Origin of the sequence: Amedibacillus dolichus DSM 3991 (assembly GCF_000154285.1) — a bacterium.
Taxonomy (GTDB): Bacteria; Bacillota_I; Bacilli_A; order Erysipelotrichales; family Erysipelotrichaceae; genus Amedibacillus; species Amedibacillus dolichus.
In genome coordinates, this window is the sequence record NZ_DS483470.1 from 33640 (window position 1) to 48483 (window position 14844).

10 protein-coding genes and 1 other annotated feature are annotated in these 14844 nt (G+C 38.9%); all 10 genes read left to right on the forward strand.

Going from position 1 to position 14844, the window contains the following annotated elements; all coding sequences use genetic code 11:
- Positions 1–29 precede the first annotated feature (29 nt).
- On the forward strand, positions 30–992 hold the full coding sequence (pfkA, locus tag EUBDOL_RS01675) for a 6-phosphofructokinase (RefSeq protein ID WP_040462896.1): 963 nt from the start codon (positions 30–32) through the stop codon (positions 990–992).
- Between the two features lie 52 nt (positions 993–1044).
- The gene (gene pyk, locus EUBDOL_RS01680; RefSeq protein WP_004797893.1) at positions 1045–2466 is read left to right on the forward strand and encodes a pyruvate kinase; all 1422 of its coding nucleotides are present in this window, start codon (positions 1045–1047) and stop codon (positions 2464–2466) included.
- Positions 2467–2644: 178 nt separating this feature from the next.
- Positions 2645–3655 (forward strand): hypothetical protein, encoded by a 1011-nt coding sequence (locus EUBDOL_RS10930; RefSeq protein WP_050750069.1) that lies wholly within the window; start codon positions 2645–2647, stop codon positions 3653–3655.
- A gap of 283 nt (positions 3656–3938) precedes the next feature.
- Positions 3939–7592 (forward strand): SpaA isopeptide-forming pilin-related protein, encoded by a 3654-nt coding sequence (locus EUBDOL_RS01690; RefSeq protein ID WP_004797899.1) that lies wholly within the window; start codon positions 3939–3941, stop codon positions 7590–7592.
- Positions 7593–7717: 125 nt separating this feature from the next.
- Positions 7718–8620 (forward strand): ROK family protein, encoded by a 903-nt coding sequence (locus tag EUBDOL_RS01695; protein WP_004797900.1) that lies wholly within the window; start codon positions 7718–7720, stop codon positions 8618–8620.
- Between the two features lie 14 nt (positions 8621–8634).
- Positions 8635–9873, forward strand: a complete 1239-nt coding sequence (locus tag EUBDOL_RS01700) for an aminopeptidase (protein WP_004797901.1) — start codon at positions 8635–8637, stop codon at positions 9871–9873.
- Positions 9874–10131: 258 nt separating this feature from the next.
- Positions 10132–10333: a binding site (T-box leader), on the forward strand.
- A gap of 67 nt (positions 10334–10400) precedes the next feature.
- The gene (thrS, locus tag EUBDOL_RS01705) at positions 10401–12134 is read left to right on the forward strand and encodes a threonine--tRNA ligase (RefSeq protein ID WP_022420846.1); all 1734 of its coding nucleotides are present in this window, start codon (positions 10401–10403) and stop codon (positions 12132–12134) included.
- Positions 12131–13045 (forward strand): hypothetical protein, encoded by a 915-nt coding sequence (locus EUBDOL_RS01710; RefSeq protein ID WP_004797906.1) that lies wholly within the window; start codon positions 12131–12133, stop codon positions 13043–13045. Before thrS ends, EUBDOL_RS01710 begins: the two co-directional genes overlap by 4 nt.
- 9 nt (positions 13046–13054) lie before the next feature.
- A complete protein-coding gene (locus EUBDOL_RS01715) occupies positions 13055–13459 on the forward strand; it encodes a NifB/NifX family molybdenum-iron cluster-binding protein (protein WP_004797908.1) in 405 nt (134 codons plus the stop codon).
- 127 nt (positions 13460–13586) lie between these two features.
- Positions 13587–14639 carry an FUSC family protein gene (locus EUBDOL_RS01720; protein WP_004797910.1) on the forward strand — a complete coding sequence of 351 codons (1053 nt, stop codon included), beginning with the start codon at positions 13587–13589 and terminating at the stop codon, positions 14637–14639.
- Positions 14640–14844: the final 205 nt, after the last annotated feature.

The following is a 14844-nucleotide window of genomic DNA, read 5'->3' on the forward strand; positions in this document are numbered from 1 at the left end:
TCATAATAAGCGTGAATGGAGGAATTCTTATGGTAAAACGTATTGGTGTTTTAACATCTGGTGGCGATGCACCGGGTATGAATGCTGCAATTCGTGCCGTAACAAGAGTCGCACTTAACAGTGGTATTGAAGTGTTCGGTATCTATAACGGATATAAAGGCATGGTAGAGGGTGATATCGAGCCTTTGACCAAAGCCAGTGTCGGTGAAATTATTGATCGCGGAGGAACAATTTTAGGTTCTGCGCGTTTGCCGGAGTTTAAAGATCTGGAGGTGCGCACGAAGGCGGTTGCTCAGTTACAGAAAAGAGGAATTGAAGCGATTGTCGTGATTGGTGGAGATGGTTCCTATCGTGGTGCGCTTGCACTTACGGAAATGGGAATCAACTGCATCGGTTTACCGGGAACGATTGACAACGACATCACCTGTACCGATTTTACCATTGGGTTTGATACTGCCTTAAATACGATTGTTGAGGCAGTGGATAAGCTTCGTGATACATCAAGCTCTCATCATCGCTGCTCGATTGTCGAGGTCATGGGAAATCGCTGTGGTGATTTAGCCATTTATTCCGGTATTGCCTGCGGTGCGGAAATTATTGTAACTTCACAGACAGGCTTTGAGGAAAGCGAAGTGTTGGAGCGTTTACGTGATTTGGATCTTATTAAGAAAAAAAGACAGGCAATTGTGATCATTTCGGAAAAAATTACCGATGTTCATCAATTTGCGAAAAAGGTAAGTCTGCATACCGGATTTTCCGGGAGAGCAACGGTATTAGGACATGTTCAGCGCGGTGGTTCACCTACTCCTAATGATCGTGTATTGGCAAGTCGAATGGGAGAAAAGGCAGTTGATTTGTTGATGCAGGGAATCGGAGGACAGTGTGTCAGTATTCGCAATAACGAAATTATTTCGGTTCCGATCGAAGAAGCATTGAACATGCCAAGGGATTCACGTAAGAAATTGCATAACCTGTTCGATCGCTTGGTATAAAGCTGGAAAAAATGGGAATGTAGTAGGTAAAGAGAAAGGAATTTTGATTGATATGTTAGAGGTTAAGAAAACTAAAATTATTTGTACGATAGGGCCTGCTTCGGAATCTAAAGAAATGATGCATAAGCTGGTAGATGCTGGTATGAATATCATTCGTTTGAATTTTTCTCACGGAGATTTCGAAGAACATGGAAACCGTATTAAAAATATTCGCGAAGTGGTAGAGGAAACCGGAAAGAGCATCTCTATCTTATTGGATACAAAGGGACCGGAAGTTCGTTTAGGTGATTTTGCGAATGGAAGTGAAGCTTTTGAAGCCGGTGATGTTGTTACAATCGTTCGTGAAAAGGTTTTAGGAACACATGAAAAATTTCATATTCAATGTCCGGAAATTTTCGATGATGTAGATGTGAATGGAACGATTCTTATTGATGATGGAAAATGTCGCTTGACTGTGCTTGAAAAGCGTGAGGGTGAATTGGTTTGCCGTGTAGAAAATCCACATGTGTTAAAGAGCAGAAAGGGCTGCAATTTGCCGGGAGTTAAGCTGACAATGCCGTTTATTTCTCCTAAAGACGAGGCGGATATCCGTTTCGGCTGCCAAATGGGAATTGATTATATTGCGGCATCTTTTACAAGAAGAAAAGATGATGTATTGGCAATTCGTCAGATCTTAAAGGAAGAAGGCAGAGAAGATATCCAGATTATTCCGAAGATTGAAAACCAAGAAGGTTTTGATAATTTAGAGGAAATTCTAGAGGTTGCTGACGGTGTTATGGTTGCACGCGGTGATTTAGGTGTAGATGTTTCTTTGGAATTGGTACCGATTTATCAAAAGAAGATCATTAAGGTTGCCAATGAGCTTGGAAAACCGGTTATTACGGCTACTCACATGTTGGAAAGTATGCAGGGGAATCCACGTCCGACTCGTGCAGAGGCAAGTGATGTGGCAAATGCTATTCTTGATGGAACCGATGCGATTATGTTAAGCGGTGAGTCAGCAGCCGGTGATTATCCGGTAGAAGCTGTTCAGACAATGGTAAAAATTGCGAAAGCAATGGAACCTACACTTCCATACCATGATCGTTTGAAGCGTTCTATCAAAACTTGTCAGCGTACAAAGAATGATGCGATTGCAATTTCCGTTGCTGATACTGCAATGGCGCTTGATATTGCAGCTATTATTGCATTTACGCAAAGTGGAACAACTGCTCGTCGTATTTCCAAATTCCGTCCGGAAGCACCGATTGTTGCGGTTACCTTTGATAAGAAAACACAGCGTTCCCTAGCATTAAATTGGGGCGTAAATACATATTTCTCCGAAACTAAAAATGAAGAAAGCACCGATGTGGAAATGGCAAGAGAAATTGCTAAGAAAATGGGTGTTGAGGTTGGCAAGACCATTATCGTCGTTGCCGGTTATCCGGTAGGCTGTGGTGCTACCAACGTTATGAAAATTATAGAGGTTAAATAATTAAAAAAAGCTGTGATGCGGATTGCTCGTTCAATCATTATATGCATTCAGCTTTTTTTGTTGCTTGATAGTTTAAAATGCAAGCTTTTTGCAAGTAATTTGCGTGAGCACCGCCATTCTTTTTATGATATGATGATATCGTGATAAAGATAGCGAAAATAACTAGGGGGGCGAAACGATGAAACGACTTTCGGTAGTATTATGTATGATGTGTTTATTAGCCGCATGTGCAAAGGACAATTTTCAAGTGGAGGAATCCTATACCGTAGAATTGGGTTCTAAGGTATCTACGGAAGCAAAAGCTTATTTAGCCAAGGATACAGACAAGGAAGTATTAAAGGACACTGTTATTACCTTTAAGAAGGATAAAGCATACAGTGTTGATAAGAAAAGCAGAAGCTTAAAGCCAACAAAAGGAAAATATCTTCCGGTTGGTAAGTATCATGCAACAGCAGTTTATGATGATGAAAAGGAAAGCTTTGTTGTAGAAGTAAAGGATACCAAAGCACCTACCTTTGTAGATTTAAAAGAGGAAATCATCATCGAAGCCAATGTCGAGAACGTAGATCTAACCAAATACTTTAACGCAGAAGATTTATCGGAAACAAAGATTTCCGTAGATAAAGCAAAGCTTGATCTAACCAAGGAAGGAACTTATGGCATTACCGTTACAGCCACAGATACTTATAAGAATGCAAAAGCGGAAAAAGTAGTAGTGAAGGTCGTAAGCTTAGAGGTAGCGGAAAAGAACGGTGTAACAGCGATGAGTGATGGCACAAAGCCACAATCCAAAGCATTAAAAGAAAAGACAGCAAAAGATACAGATAAGCAGGAAACACAGCAAGGACAAGGAAATGCAAATGCCGGAGCAAACACGAATACCTATGCACCTCCTGTCAGCAACAATAACAGACCATCTGGAAATAACGGAAATGGAACAACCAATAATTCAGTAATACCACCTGCCCAAAATACCTGTGTCTTTGATGGAACATATCAAGATTTAGGAAATTCCGGTTTGGTATTTGATACGAAGGAAGAAGTGGATACTTATGCAAATGAGTGGCTATATTCTGTTGAAAATGAAAACGGACATGATTATTCTGGTTATATAGCATGGACAGTTCGTGATAATTGCGGAGCAGAAACGCAGAAATGGACCATTAACTGGGAAGGGGCTAGAAAATAATTGCAATTAAGGTGAGAAATCACCTTTTTTATATTAAGTAGAAGAAAATAGATTTGTAAACATTAGAAAAGAGAGGTGGTTTGTTTGAATACTTGAATACCAATACATGATAGCAGATAGGAAAGAAACAGATTTTGATATGTTCTTTATGTAAAGGAGGTGATAGCTTTGATGTAGCTGTATTATTTATTAAGTAGATTTTCTTATGGGATAGGAAGATTCCTATGTTCAATGAAGCAGTCGAATGACTGTTTTTTTATGTTTGCTTTGAAAGGAGGATATTATGAAATCAAAGCTAAAAAAGTTAGTTATTGCTTTGGTCGCAATGCTAACTGCATTTACCGCTATGCATATTTCAACGAATATTTATGCAGCCGATCAACCCGCAACAATAACTCTTGGTGCATATACTGGCTACAGCTCAACTAGTTATAATGCTGATGGTGTGCATTATATCTTTAATGAAAATATGCAACAAATTCTAATTGACGGAGAGATTGGTTTTTGTGTTGAACCTGGTATTTTATTACAACCGGGAAGCGGGTTTGTTCCAACAGCTTATGATAGAAGAGAAATAGCGATCATCGCTTATGAAGGGTGGGAAAAATCAGCAAAAACAGCTGCGGATTATGTTGCAACTCAATTTATGATTTGGGAAGCAGTTGGCGGTCGAATAACAAGAACGAATTTTTCTGATTATGGCGCATATAAAGCGAATATTCAAAATCGAATTCATCATCATTTCGATAAACCGTCATTCGATAATCAAGAAGTTACTTTAAAGGTTGGCGAGAGTATTACGCTTACCGATACAAAGGGAATATTTAAGGATTTCCATTTAGTTGATACAGGTGGACTTCAAGTTAAAAAGAACGGTAATCATCTGACTATTACCGCAACTGCAAGCGCTCCTGAAAAGACGACAGTTCAGTATCAAAAAATACCATCTAAATACGTGGGAACTTCTATTGCATACAAAAAAGCAGGCTCACAAATACCGGTTAAATTCAAAGTGAAGGATCCACAAAACATAAAAATAAGAGTAAATGTACAAAAATATGGGTCTTTAAAGCTTGCAAAACAAGATGATGAAGGCAATTTTGTTCCGAACACCAGCTTTCAATTATCTTATAACGCCGATATGAGTAAGCCAATCGGTACATATAAAACCGGAGCTGATGGTACGGTAACGATCCATCAGCTATTGCCACAAACAGTATATGTGCAGGAGGTTGATGTTCCCGATCACCTAGTGCTTAACAGTACAGTTAAATCCATAAAGATAGAGCCAAATAAGGTTTCTGCCTTTACGCAGATAAATCATTGGAAGAAAGGAAAGTTTCAATTCGTAAAAAAAGATGCAGATACCGGAAAGGTAATCCAATTGGCAAATACTACCTTGGAGGTTTATGATACTTCCGGTAATAAAATCAAGACCGTAAAGACTGACAAAACGGGTAGTGTAACAAGTGAAGATTTAAAGTACGGGGATTATGTTTTTAAGGAGGTTGCTGCACCTCATGGCTATCTATTGAATGGGGAAAGCTTTAAAGGATCGATTCGTGAAGATGGAGCTGTTGTAACCGTAGAAATCAAGGATAAGCGTGTGAAGGGAAAGGTGCAGATAACCAAAGTCGATAGTGAAACAGGGAATGCTGCACAGGGTGATGCGAGCTTAAATGGGGCGATATATGGCTTATACGCAAGAGAAAACATTGTAGATCCATCAAATGATGGTGTTGTGTTGCATAAAAAAGATACCTTGGTTGAACAAATTACGTTACAAGGTGTAGAAGGAAGCTTTTCAGAGCAGGATTTAGGGAAGTATTATGTGAAGGAGATTCAAGCACCACAAGGGTATCAGCTGTCCAAAAAGGAATATGATGTAGCATTAAGCTATGAGGGACAAAATGTTCCTGTAGTGCTTCGTGAGGTTGCTGCTAAGGATAAAGTCATTACAGGTAATGTTGAAATTCATAAGTATTGTGCGGATAGCGATAGTGCAGAGGTATTAAAGCCAGAACAGGGTGCTGAGTTTACGGTGATACTAAAAAGTCTTGTAGATAAGTATAAAAGCTTTGAGGAAGCTTTGAAGCACACCGATGAATTAAGTAAAAGAGAGTATGATGTGTTGGTTAGTGATAAAAACGGTTATGCAAAGTCAAAGGATTTGGCTTATGGAGAATATGTTATGAAGCAAACCAAAACATCAGATGCGGATATTTTGCCATTAAAGGAAGAAATTACTTTTACGATTCATAAACAAAATGAGCAATTTTCATACAGCATAAAGAATGCTTTGACAGAAAGCTATGTAAAGATCATGAAGTACGATAAAGCAACTCAAAAGGAAATTACGTTAAGCAATATGAGTTTCAAGGTGTGGGACGTCAAGCATCATAAATATGTATCACAAAAGGTAGGTAATAAGCGTATAGATACGTTTACAACCGATGAAAAAGGGCAAAGTACATTGCCGCTGCCATTAAAAAGTGGAGCGTATGAGCTGCATGAAGTGAAAGCACCAAATGGATATTTGATTCATCAAGCTCCAATTCCATTTGAAGTAAAAAAGGCAGTATTTGAGGCTGATGAAGATGGTGATCCGATAACGGTTGTAAAGGTGTATGATGATATGCCGACAGGAAGAATCGTATTGAAAAAGAGTTTTGAAGCAGCAAAAGATGAAGTAATCAAAGGAGCTGTTTTCCAACTAACGGCAAATAGCGAAATTATCAATCCGAGAAACGGAAGCGTTATTTATCATAAGGGCGATAAGGTAAATGTAGGTCAGGCTGAAAACGGGCGCTATGAGATAAATGAAGATGGTATTTTGGACATTGCCGGACTTCCGTTAGGAATCGGAAAAGCAAGCTATGCATTACAGGAAATCGAAACGGCTGACGGATACGTGCTGAGTGATAAAAAAATCGTATTTGATTTTGAAATGAAGGACGATACGACAAAGGAATATGTGCTGAAGGATAGCATAGAAAATAAGCAAACGATTGTTGAAATCACGAAAGAGGATACCAAAGGGAAGGCGATCGCAGGAGCTGAGATACAGGTATTTGATGAAAAGGATACGCTTGTTAGCGAATGGAAAACAAGCCAAGCACCGCATACGATAAAAGGCTTAGCGGTAGGCAAAAAGTATCGCTTACATGAAAAGGAAGCACCACTTGGTTATGCGCAAGCAAAGGACGTGTATTTTACAATAGAAAATACGGAAAAAGTACAAAGTGTCGCGATGAGAGATATACAGGTAAAGGTAAGAAAGGTTGATGAAGCAGGAAAAGCATTGGCAAATGCAAGATTTATAGTAACCGATACAAAGACAAAGCAGATTGTCGATCGCTTTACCAGTGATACAAAGGGGAATGTAGTTAAGCATTTGATTGAAGGACATAGCTATATTCTACAAGAGGTCGAGGCTCCGAATGGCTATGTACCAGCAGATCCTGTAGAGTTTACACTAAAGGATAAGGATATAACAATTACGGTAGAAAATAAGCCTTTAAAGATTGAGCTTCAGTTGGTAAAAATAGATAGCGATACGAAAAAGCCAATTGTATCGAAGCAATTTGTATTTCAAGCCTTTGCAGACAAAGAGTGCCGCCATAAGCTTGCAGATGCTGTCATTGATACCAAGAAAGGAACAGCAGCCTTTACATTCCGTTATGGAAAGTATTGGGTCAAGGAAATTCAAGCACCGAGCGGATATCAAGTGCGAGATGATGCGATTGAAGTTACAGTTAATGAAAAGGGTGTTTTTGTAAACGGAGAAGCACTACGTAAAACGGAGCAGGGATATTACTTCCATTTTGAAAATACAAAACTTCCTGCAACTTCGGATCACACCAACCTACCGCTATTTTTCGCAAGTCTTATCATCAGTTTGTTTGCCTTTGTGCTTATTATCAGAGTGAAGCGATAACACATAATCATTGCAATACAATAAGAGCTACAAGAAGAAAATGACCAAAATGCTGAAAATGCTTTCATAAGAAACAAAATAATCAAGAATATGATAAAATAAAGACATCTGTAAAGGAGGACGCTATGAAAGCATATATTGGTGTTGATTTAGGTGGTACAAATGTACGTGTTGCTAAGGTTGACGAGAACGGAACGATTTTACAAATGGTAAAGGAAGCTACAGAGATTGAACAAGGTGTCGAGCATGTTGTGGCAAAAATAATTTCTATGATTGAAAGAATCGATCGTTATGCGGATTGTGAAGGAATCGGAATGGGAGTTCCCGGACCGGTAGATACGGTTCAGGGGAAAATGGTTTTAGCAACAAATTTACCGGGCTTTGAAGGATATCCGATTGCTCAAAAAATAGGAGATCACTTCCATCTTCCGACATTTGTTGATAATGATGTAAATGTTGCCGGAATGGGAGAAGCGATTTTAGGAGCCGGTAAAGATGAAGAAATTGTTTATTATGTTACGATTTCAACCGGTATTGGCGGAGCACTAGTCGTTGATAAGAAGGTGGTTGCCGGAAAGAACGGGCATGCCGGTGAGATTGCCAATATCATCATTGATCGCAATCGCGAAAAGGTGAATTATTTAAATATCGGGGCAGTAGAAAATGAAGCAAGCGGAACGGCGCTTACAAGAAAGGGCAGAAGGCTTTTCGGTGAGGATATGATAGCACATGCAGGTGATGTTTTTGCTTTGGCACGCCAAGGAAACAGTGAGGCGCTTGCACTCTGCGATGAAATGGCTTATGATATTGCTGTTATGTTTTCGATCATTGCACATGTTGTTGATCCGGCGGTGTTTGTTATCGGTGGTGGAGTCATGAAAGGAAAGGACGTTTTCTTTGAAAAGATGGAGCGCGATTTCCGTTCAATGATTCATAAGGGCATGCAGACAGTGAAGTTTAAAGAAGCTCAGTTAGAGGAGCCGGGAATTATCGGTGCGGCGATGCTTCCGAAAGCATATTTGAAATAGAAAGGAATAAGTCAATGAATAGAGAAATCATACAAACATACGCAAAGCTGGTCATTGTCAAAGGCGTAAATGTACAAAAAGGACAGACATTATTGATCAATGCGGATATTGATACGGTAGATATGGCGAGAGCTTGTGTAGAGGAGGCCTATAAGGCAGGAGCAAAAGAGGTTGTTGTTACATATCGTGATGAAACAATCGATCGTTTCCATTATCAATATCAAGATCTTGATACGCTGACTACTGTACGTGATTTTCAAATTGCCAGTAAGCTGGAATATTTTGAAGAAGGAGCCTGCATATTGAATCTTATCTCACGCATTCCCGGTATTTTAAATGGCTTAGATGTGGAGAAGGTAAATAAGCATTTGCATGCATTCGCATTAAAAAGCAAAAAGGTACGCGAGTATACGATGCTAAGCAAGACACAGTGGTGTATTGCTGCTGTACCTAATAAGCAATGGGCCATGCAAGTGTTTCCAAACTGTAAAGATGAAGAGGAAGCAGTGGAGCTTTTGTGGAAACATATTTTAGCTGCTGTCTATGTTGATGGAGAAAAGGATCCAATCGAATTGTGGACGAAGCGTGATGCTGTTTTTGCAAAGCGCTGTCAAATTTTAAACGATTTTCGTTTTCAATCACTTCACTTTACCAATAGTATGGGAACGGATTTGCGTATTGGTTTGGTAGAAGGGCATTTATGGGCAGGTGGCAGCGAAAAGACGCCGCAAGGAATTTCTTTTAATGCAAATATGCCAACGGAAGAAATCTTTAGTGTTCCTGATTTCCATGTCGCAGAAGGAATCGTATATGCCAGTAAGCCATTGCTTTACAATGGTTCTTTAATTGAGGATTTTTGGCTTTCTTTCGAGGCAGGAAAAGTAGTTGATTTTGATGCGAAAAAAGGAAAAGAGGCACTTTCGCAGTTAGTCAATTTTGATGCGGGAAGCTGCCGTTTAGGAGAAGTTGCTTTAGTACCGCACAATTCTCCGATTTCACAAAGCGGAGTTCTGTTTTTAAATACGTTGTTTGATGAAAATGCAAGCTGCCATTTGGCTTTGGGCAATGCTTATCCGACATGTGTAGAAAATAATGATACGTTAAGCGAGGAAGATTTTGCTCGTTTAGGTGTTAATGTTTCATTGGTACATGAGGATTTTATGTTTGGAACTGCCGATATGAAGGTTGTCGGAACTTTGCATGATGGAAAGAAAGTTACTATTTTTGAAAACGGAAATTTTGTAATCGAATAAATGAAGAAAGAGAAGCAGATCTTAGCACTGCTTCTTTTTGGTTACAAGCAAGGATATAGACTAAAGCTGAAAAGTGAATATCTATGGTTGATTTCGATTTGAAAATTTGAAGTAAGATAAATAAATAGCGGATATAGTTTTTATCTTGACTATACACTTTAGATAAAATGAGAAAAAAGAAACCGCCAATAATCGAAAAAAAGCATTTTGCAGCAAACAGATTGACATTCAAGATAGAATGTTGTATAAAGTATACATAAAAAGACGAAGAAAAGGATATGGATCTTTTGGATTGATGTAGAGAGAAAAGCGGTTGGTGAAAGCTTTTTGAAAAGAAAATGGATCTACTCCCTTGGAGTTGCTCCCGAAAGGGATAGCCGTTTTGCCTACGTTACAGGTTTGAGGGCATGCGTGAAGCATGAACAAAGGTGGTACCGCGTGGAAGACTGACGTCCTTTGATGTCAGTCTTTTTTTTAATGGAAGAAGAATACATTTAAAAAGCAAGAAAAAAGAGGAGGAAAAGAAAATGATCGATATTAAAGAGCATGAGCAGTTAAGTGTAATGAATCATTCCTGTGCGCACATGATGGCACAGGCAGTAAAAAGATTGTATCCGCAGGCTAAGTTTTGGGTAGGGCCTGTGGTAAGTGAGGGCTTTTATTATGATATTGATTTAGGAGATCAGGTTATTAAAGATGAAGATCTAGCAAAAATCGAAAAAGAAATGAAGAAGATTGCCAAAGACGGAAAGCGCATCGTACGTAAAGAAATCTCTAAGGACGAAGCTTTGGAAATGTTTGGTGATGATCCTTATAAGGTGGACTTGATTCAAGATTTAGAAGATGGGAATATCACTTGTTATCAGCAGGGAGAATTTATTGATTTATGCCGTGGGCCACATGTAGAAAGTGTAAAACAATTGAAAAACTTTAAGCTGTTAAAGCATTCCGGTGCTTATTGGAAAGGTGATGCCAATAATAAGGTGTTGCAGCGTATTTACGGAGTTTGCTTTCCAACTGCTGAAGAACTGGAAGAACATTTGCATTTATTGGAGGAAGCAAAAAAACGCGATCACAAGAAGCTAGGGCGTGAGCTTGGTATCTTCATGATGAGCGAGTATGCTCCGGGCATGCCGTTTTTCTTACCAAATGGTATGATTTTGCGTAATATTTTGGAGAACTTTTGGTATGAGGAGCATACCAAAGAGCATTATCAGTTTATCAAAACGCCTATTATGATGAGCAAGGAGCTTTGGGAAACAAGCGGACATTGGGATAATTATAAAGAAAATATGTATATTTCTATGGTAGATGATCGAGAATTCGCAATCAAACCAATGAATTGTCCGGGTGCATTGCTTGCTTATAAGGCAGGACTACATTCCTATAAGGATTTCCCACTACGTATGGGAGAATTAGGACAGGTACATCGCCATGAAGCAAGCGGTGCTTTGAATGGCTTGTTCCGTGTGCGTACCTTCACACAAGATGATGCACATATCTTTATGCGTCCGGATCAAATCGAAAGCGAAGTTATGAGCTTAATTAGCTTTATCGATCGTATTTATGCTTCCTTAGGATTAAGCTATCGCATTGAATTATCGACTCGTCCGGAAGAAAAATATATCGGTGATTTAGCTATTTGGGAAGCAAGTGAAGCAGCTTTGGCAGCAGCTTGTAAACATGCAGGTAAAGATTATAAGGTCAATCCGGGTGATGGAGCCTTCTATGGTCCAAAGCTTGATTTCCATATCAAAGATTCCCTAGGCAGAGAATGGCAATGCGGAACTATTCAGTTGGATATGAATTTACCGGAGCGCTTTGATTTGACCTATGTAGAAAGTGATGGTTCTAAAGCACGTCCGGTAATGTTGCATCGTGTTATTTTCGGATCTATTGAGCGTTTCATCGGGATTTTGATTGAGCATTTTGCAGGACATTTCCCAACTTGGTTGGCACCTCAGCAGATAATGGTCGTACCGGTTCACTATGAGAAGCATCTTTCATACGCAGAAAAGGTAAACGAAATGCTTGTACAAAACGGATTTAGAAGCAAATTAGATGCAAGAAACGAAAAATTGGGGTATCGTATTCGTGAAGCTCAGCTTGCGAAAATACCATATCAGATTGTGCTTGGAGATGGCGAAGAAGAAAACGGTACAGTAACGATTCGTCGAGCACAAGGGAAGGATTCGACTACACTTCCTCTGGACGCATTTATCGCAATGCTGAAAGAAGAAGTGGAGGAAAAACGTTTATGAAATTTTTAAAAGCTCTTTTTGTCGGTATTCTATCTTTTACACTTGTTGCTTGTGCCACGAATCAGGAAAGTGAAGCAATCACCGTTATGACTCCGATGGGAGCAACGGCTCTTTCTATGCTAGGCTTATACGATGATGAAAAGGTAACGATTGATACAGTAGATGGAAGTGATGCATTATCTGCACAGCTGCATAAAAAAGATGGTTATGATGTTATCGTAGCACCAATCAATTTAGGAGCGAAGCTGATTTCCACCGGAAAAACAGAATATGTTTTACATTCTATTGTAACTTGGGGAAATCTCTATATTGTAGGAACTGATGAAGCAGCACTTACGCAGGAAGGTAATTTTGCTGCCTTTGGTGAAGGAGCGGTTCCGCAAAAGGTTTTAACATCGGCATTCGACATGGAAAACATGGTGCCTACAATTACTTATTATAATTCCGTAAATGATGTGCAGGCACAGCTATTAACCGGAAAAGCCAAGATCGGTATGTTGGCAGAACCTGCAGCTACGGCAACCATTGCGAAAGCAAAAGAGAAAAATATAGAATTGAAGGTACTTAAGGACTTGCAAAAGGAATATAGCGGTAAGCTGAACCTAGAAAGCGAAGGATATCCGCAGGCAGCGGTATTTGTTCGTAAGGATTCTTTAGAAAAAAGCGAAGCTTATTTAGAAAAAGCAGCTACCTTTGTGAATGAAACAGCTGTAAAGAAAGAAGAGGCAATCAACACGGCAGTAGAAGCGGCAACAACAGAAAAGCTAGGTGTTCCCAGCTCTGAAATTGCCGTAAAAACATGGAAACGACAAAATATTCATTTTGTAAAAGCGAATACTGTAAAAAAGGATATTGACACTTTCTTAGAACAGTTTAAAATTACTTTAGATAGCGCATATTATGCGAAATAGGAGGATTTTATGAGATACGCAATTACTTATGAAAATAATATGGTTTTTCAACATTTTGGTAAAACTCCACAGTTTTTAATGGTTGATTTGGAAGATGGAAAGCTTACACAAGAACTTGTTTCTACCGATGGTAAGGGACATGGTGCATTGGCGGGCTTTTTGAAGGAACATCATGTTGATACGCTTATTTGCGGTGGTATCGGACAGGGTGCCAGAGATGCTTTGGCTGCTGCTAATATCGGCTTGATCTCTGGAGCAAAAGGAAGTATAGAAGATGTACTTTCCGCACTGACTGCCGGCACTTTAAAAGATGATCCTAGCGGAATGTGTAACCATCATCATGAGGGGGAAGGACATTCCTGCTCACATGAAGAAAAGGAGCATTCCTGTACTTCTCATAGCTGCACACATTAAATATAATCGAAGATTATGGTGATGTCTTTTCATGAAGGCATCATTTTTTTATTGTAAAAATTATTTTTTTCTAGCATTCTCACAGCATTTGAGATACAATACTCTTACATGTTTTTTGGAGGTAATGATGAGATTTTATGATGAATTGCAGCTTAATCAAGCTGGCTCAAAGGAATTGATTAGAAAAAGTGAAGATAGAAAAGCGAAGCTTTATCATATCTTTGTTTATTTATTTAAGATTGCCATTACGGTTGGCTTTTGTTTCCTGTTTGTAACTTCATTCAGCATGGCATTCGGTAGTGATAACAGCATCGTGGGTGTTGTTGTTTTATTGTATTTGTTAGTTTTCCGCAATTCGCATTTTACAGTTAAAACGAATCAATCCATTTTGCTGATTTGGTTATTTTATTTCCTAATGGCATTTATGCCAAGACTAGCAAACATAAGCAATCCGATCGTTGGATTATTTATCAATACGGCTTCCATTGCGATATTGGTTATTTTAGGCTGTCATGATCCAAGGCTATACAATCAATCCACCTTAGTTTTAAGCTATTTGCTGATTTATGGTTATGATGTATCAGGCTCTATGTATCAAAAGCGCTTGTTTGCTTTATTTATAGGAGCTATTTTAATTAGTTTGGTGTTTTATTTTAAACATTCTACAAAGGATTATAAAGCAACGATTGCATCGGTTATCCGATCATTTGATTTAGCATCGGATACAACTCGTTGGCAAGTATGTCAAATTCTATGTGTTCCACTTGTTGTATGTATTGTTGAACTTTGCGGAGTGCATCGCTCCATGTGGGCAGGGATTGCGGCAATGTCAGTTATTTTACCTTTTATGGCGGATACCAAAAAGCGTGTAAGCGGGCGAATAATCGGCAATATCTGTGGAGTTATCGTCTTTGTGATTTTGTACTTTGTATTGCCTAGTTCCATTTATGCATTTATCGGAATCATCGGAGGTATTGGTGTTGGCTTATCAGCTCATTACAATTTTCAAGCAATTTTTAATACCTTTGGAGCTTTGGCTATCGCAAGTGAATTGTATGGTTTCAAGGAAGCTTTGTTTTTAAGAATCGGAACCAATGTATTCGGTGTAGTGTTTGCTTTGCTATTTTGTGTTTTAGCGTATAAATTTCTTTCTAAATTTCAGTTTGCATATAAAGGATAAACGCTAACGAAGTATTTAAGCCAACATAGCGCTCAAAACATATAAACAAAGAAATTATGAGAATCGTAGAGAATAAAGAGAAATGCGAGTGCTGAAAAGCAGGATACATAGTATTTGAATAGATAAGCTTTCTAAACAGTTTGGAGTTGCATAGGTTAATCAAGCAAAGAAAGCGGACATAAAAAATAAGTCCGTAGTGGGCTTA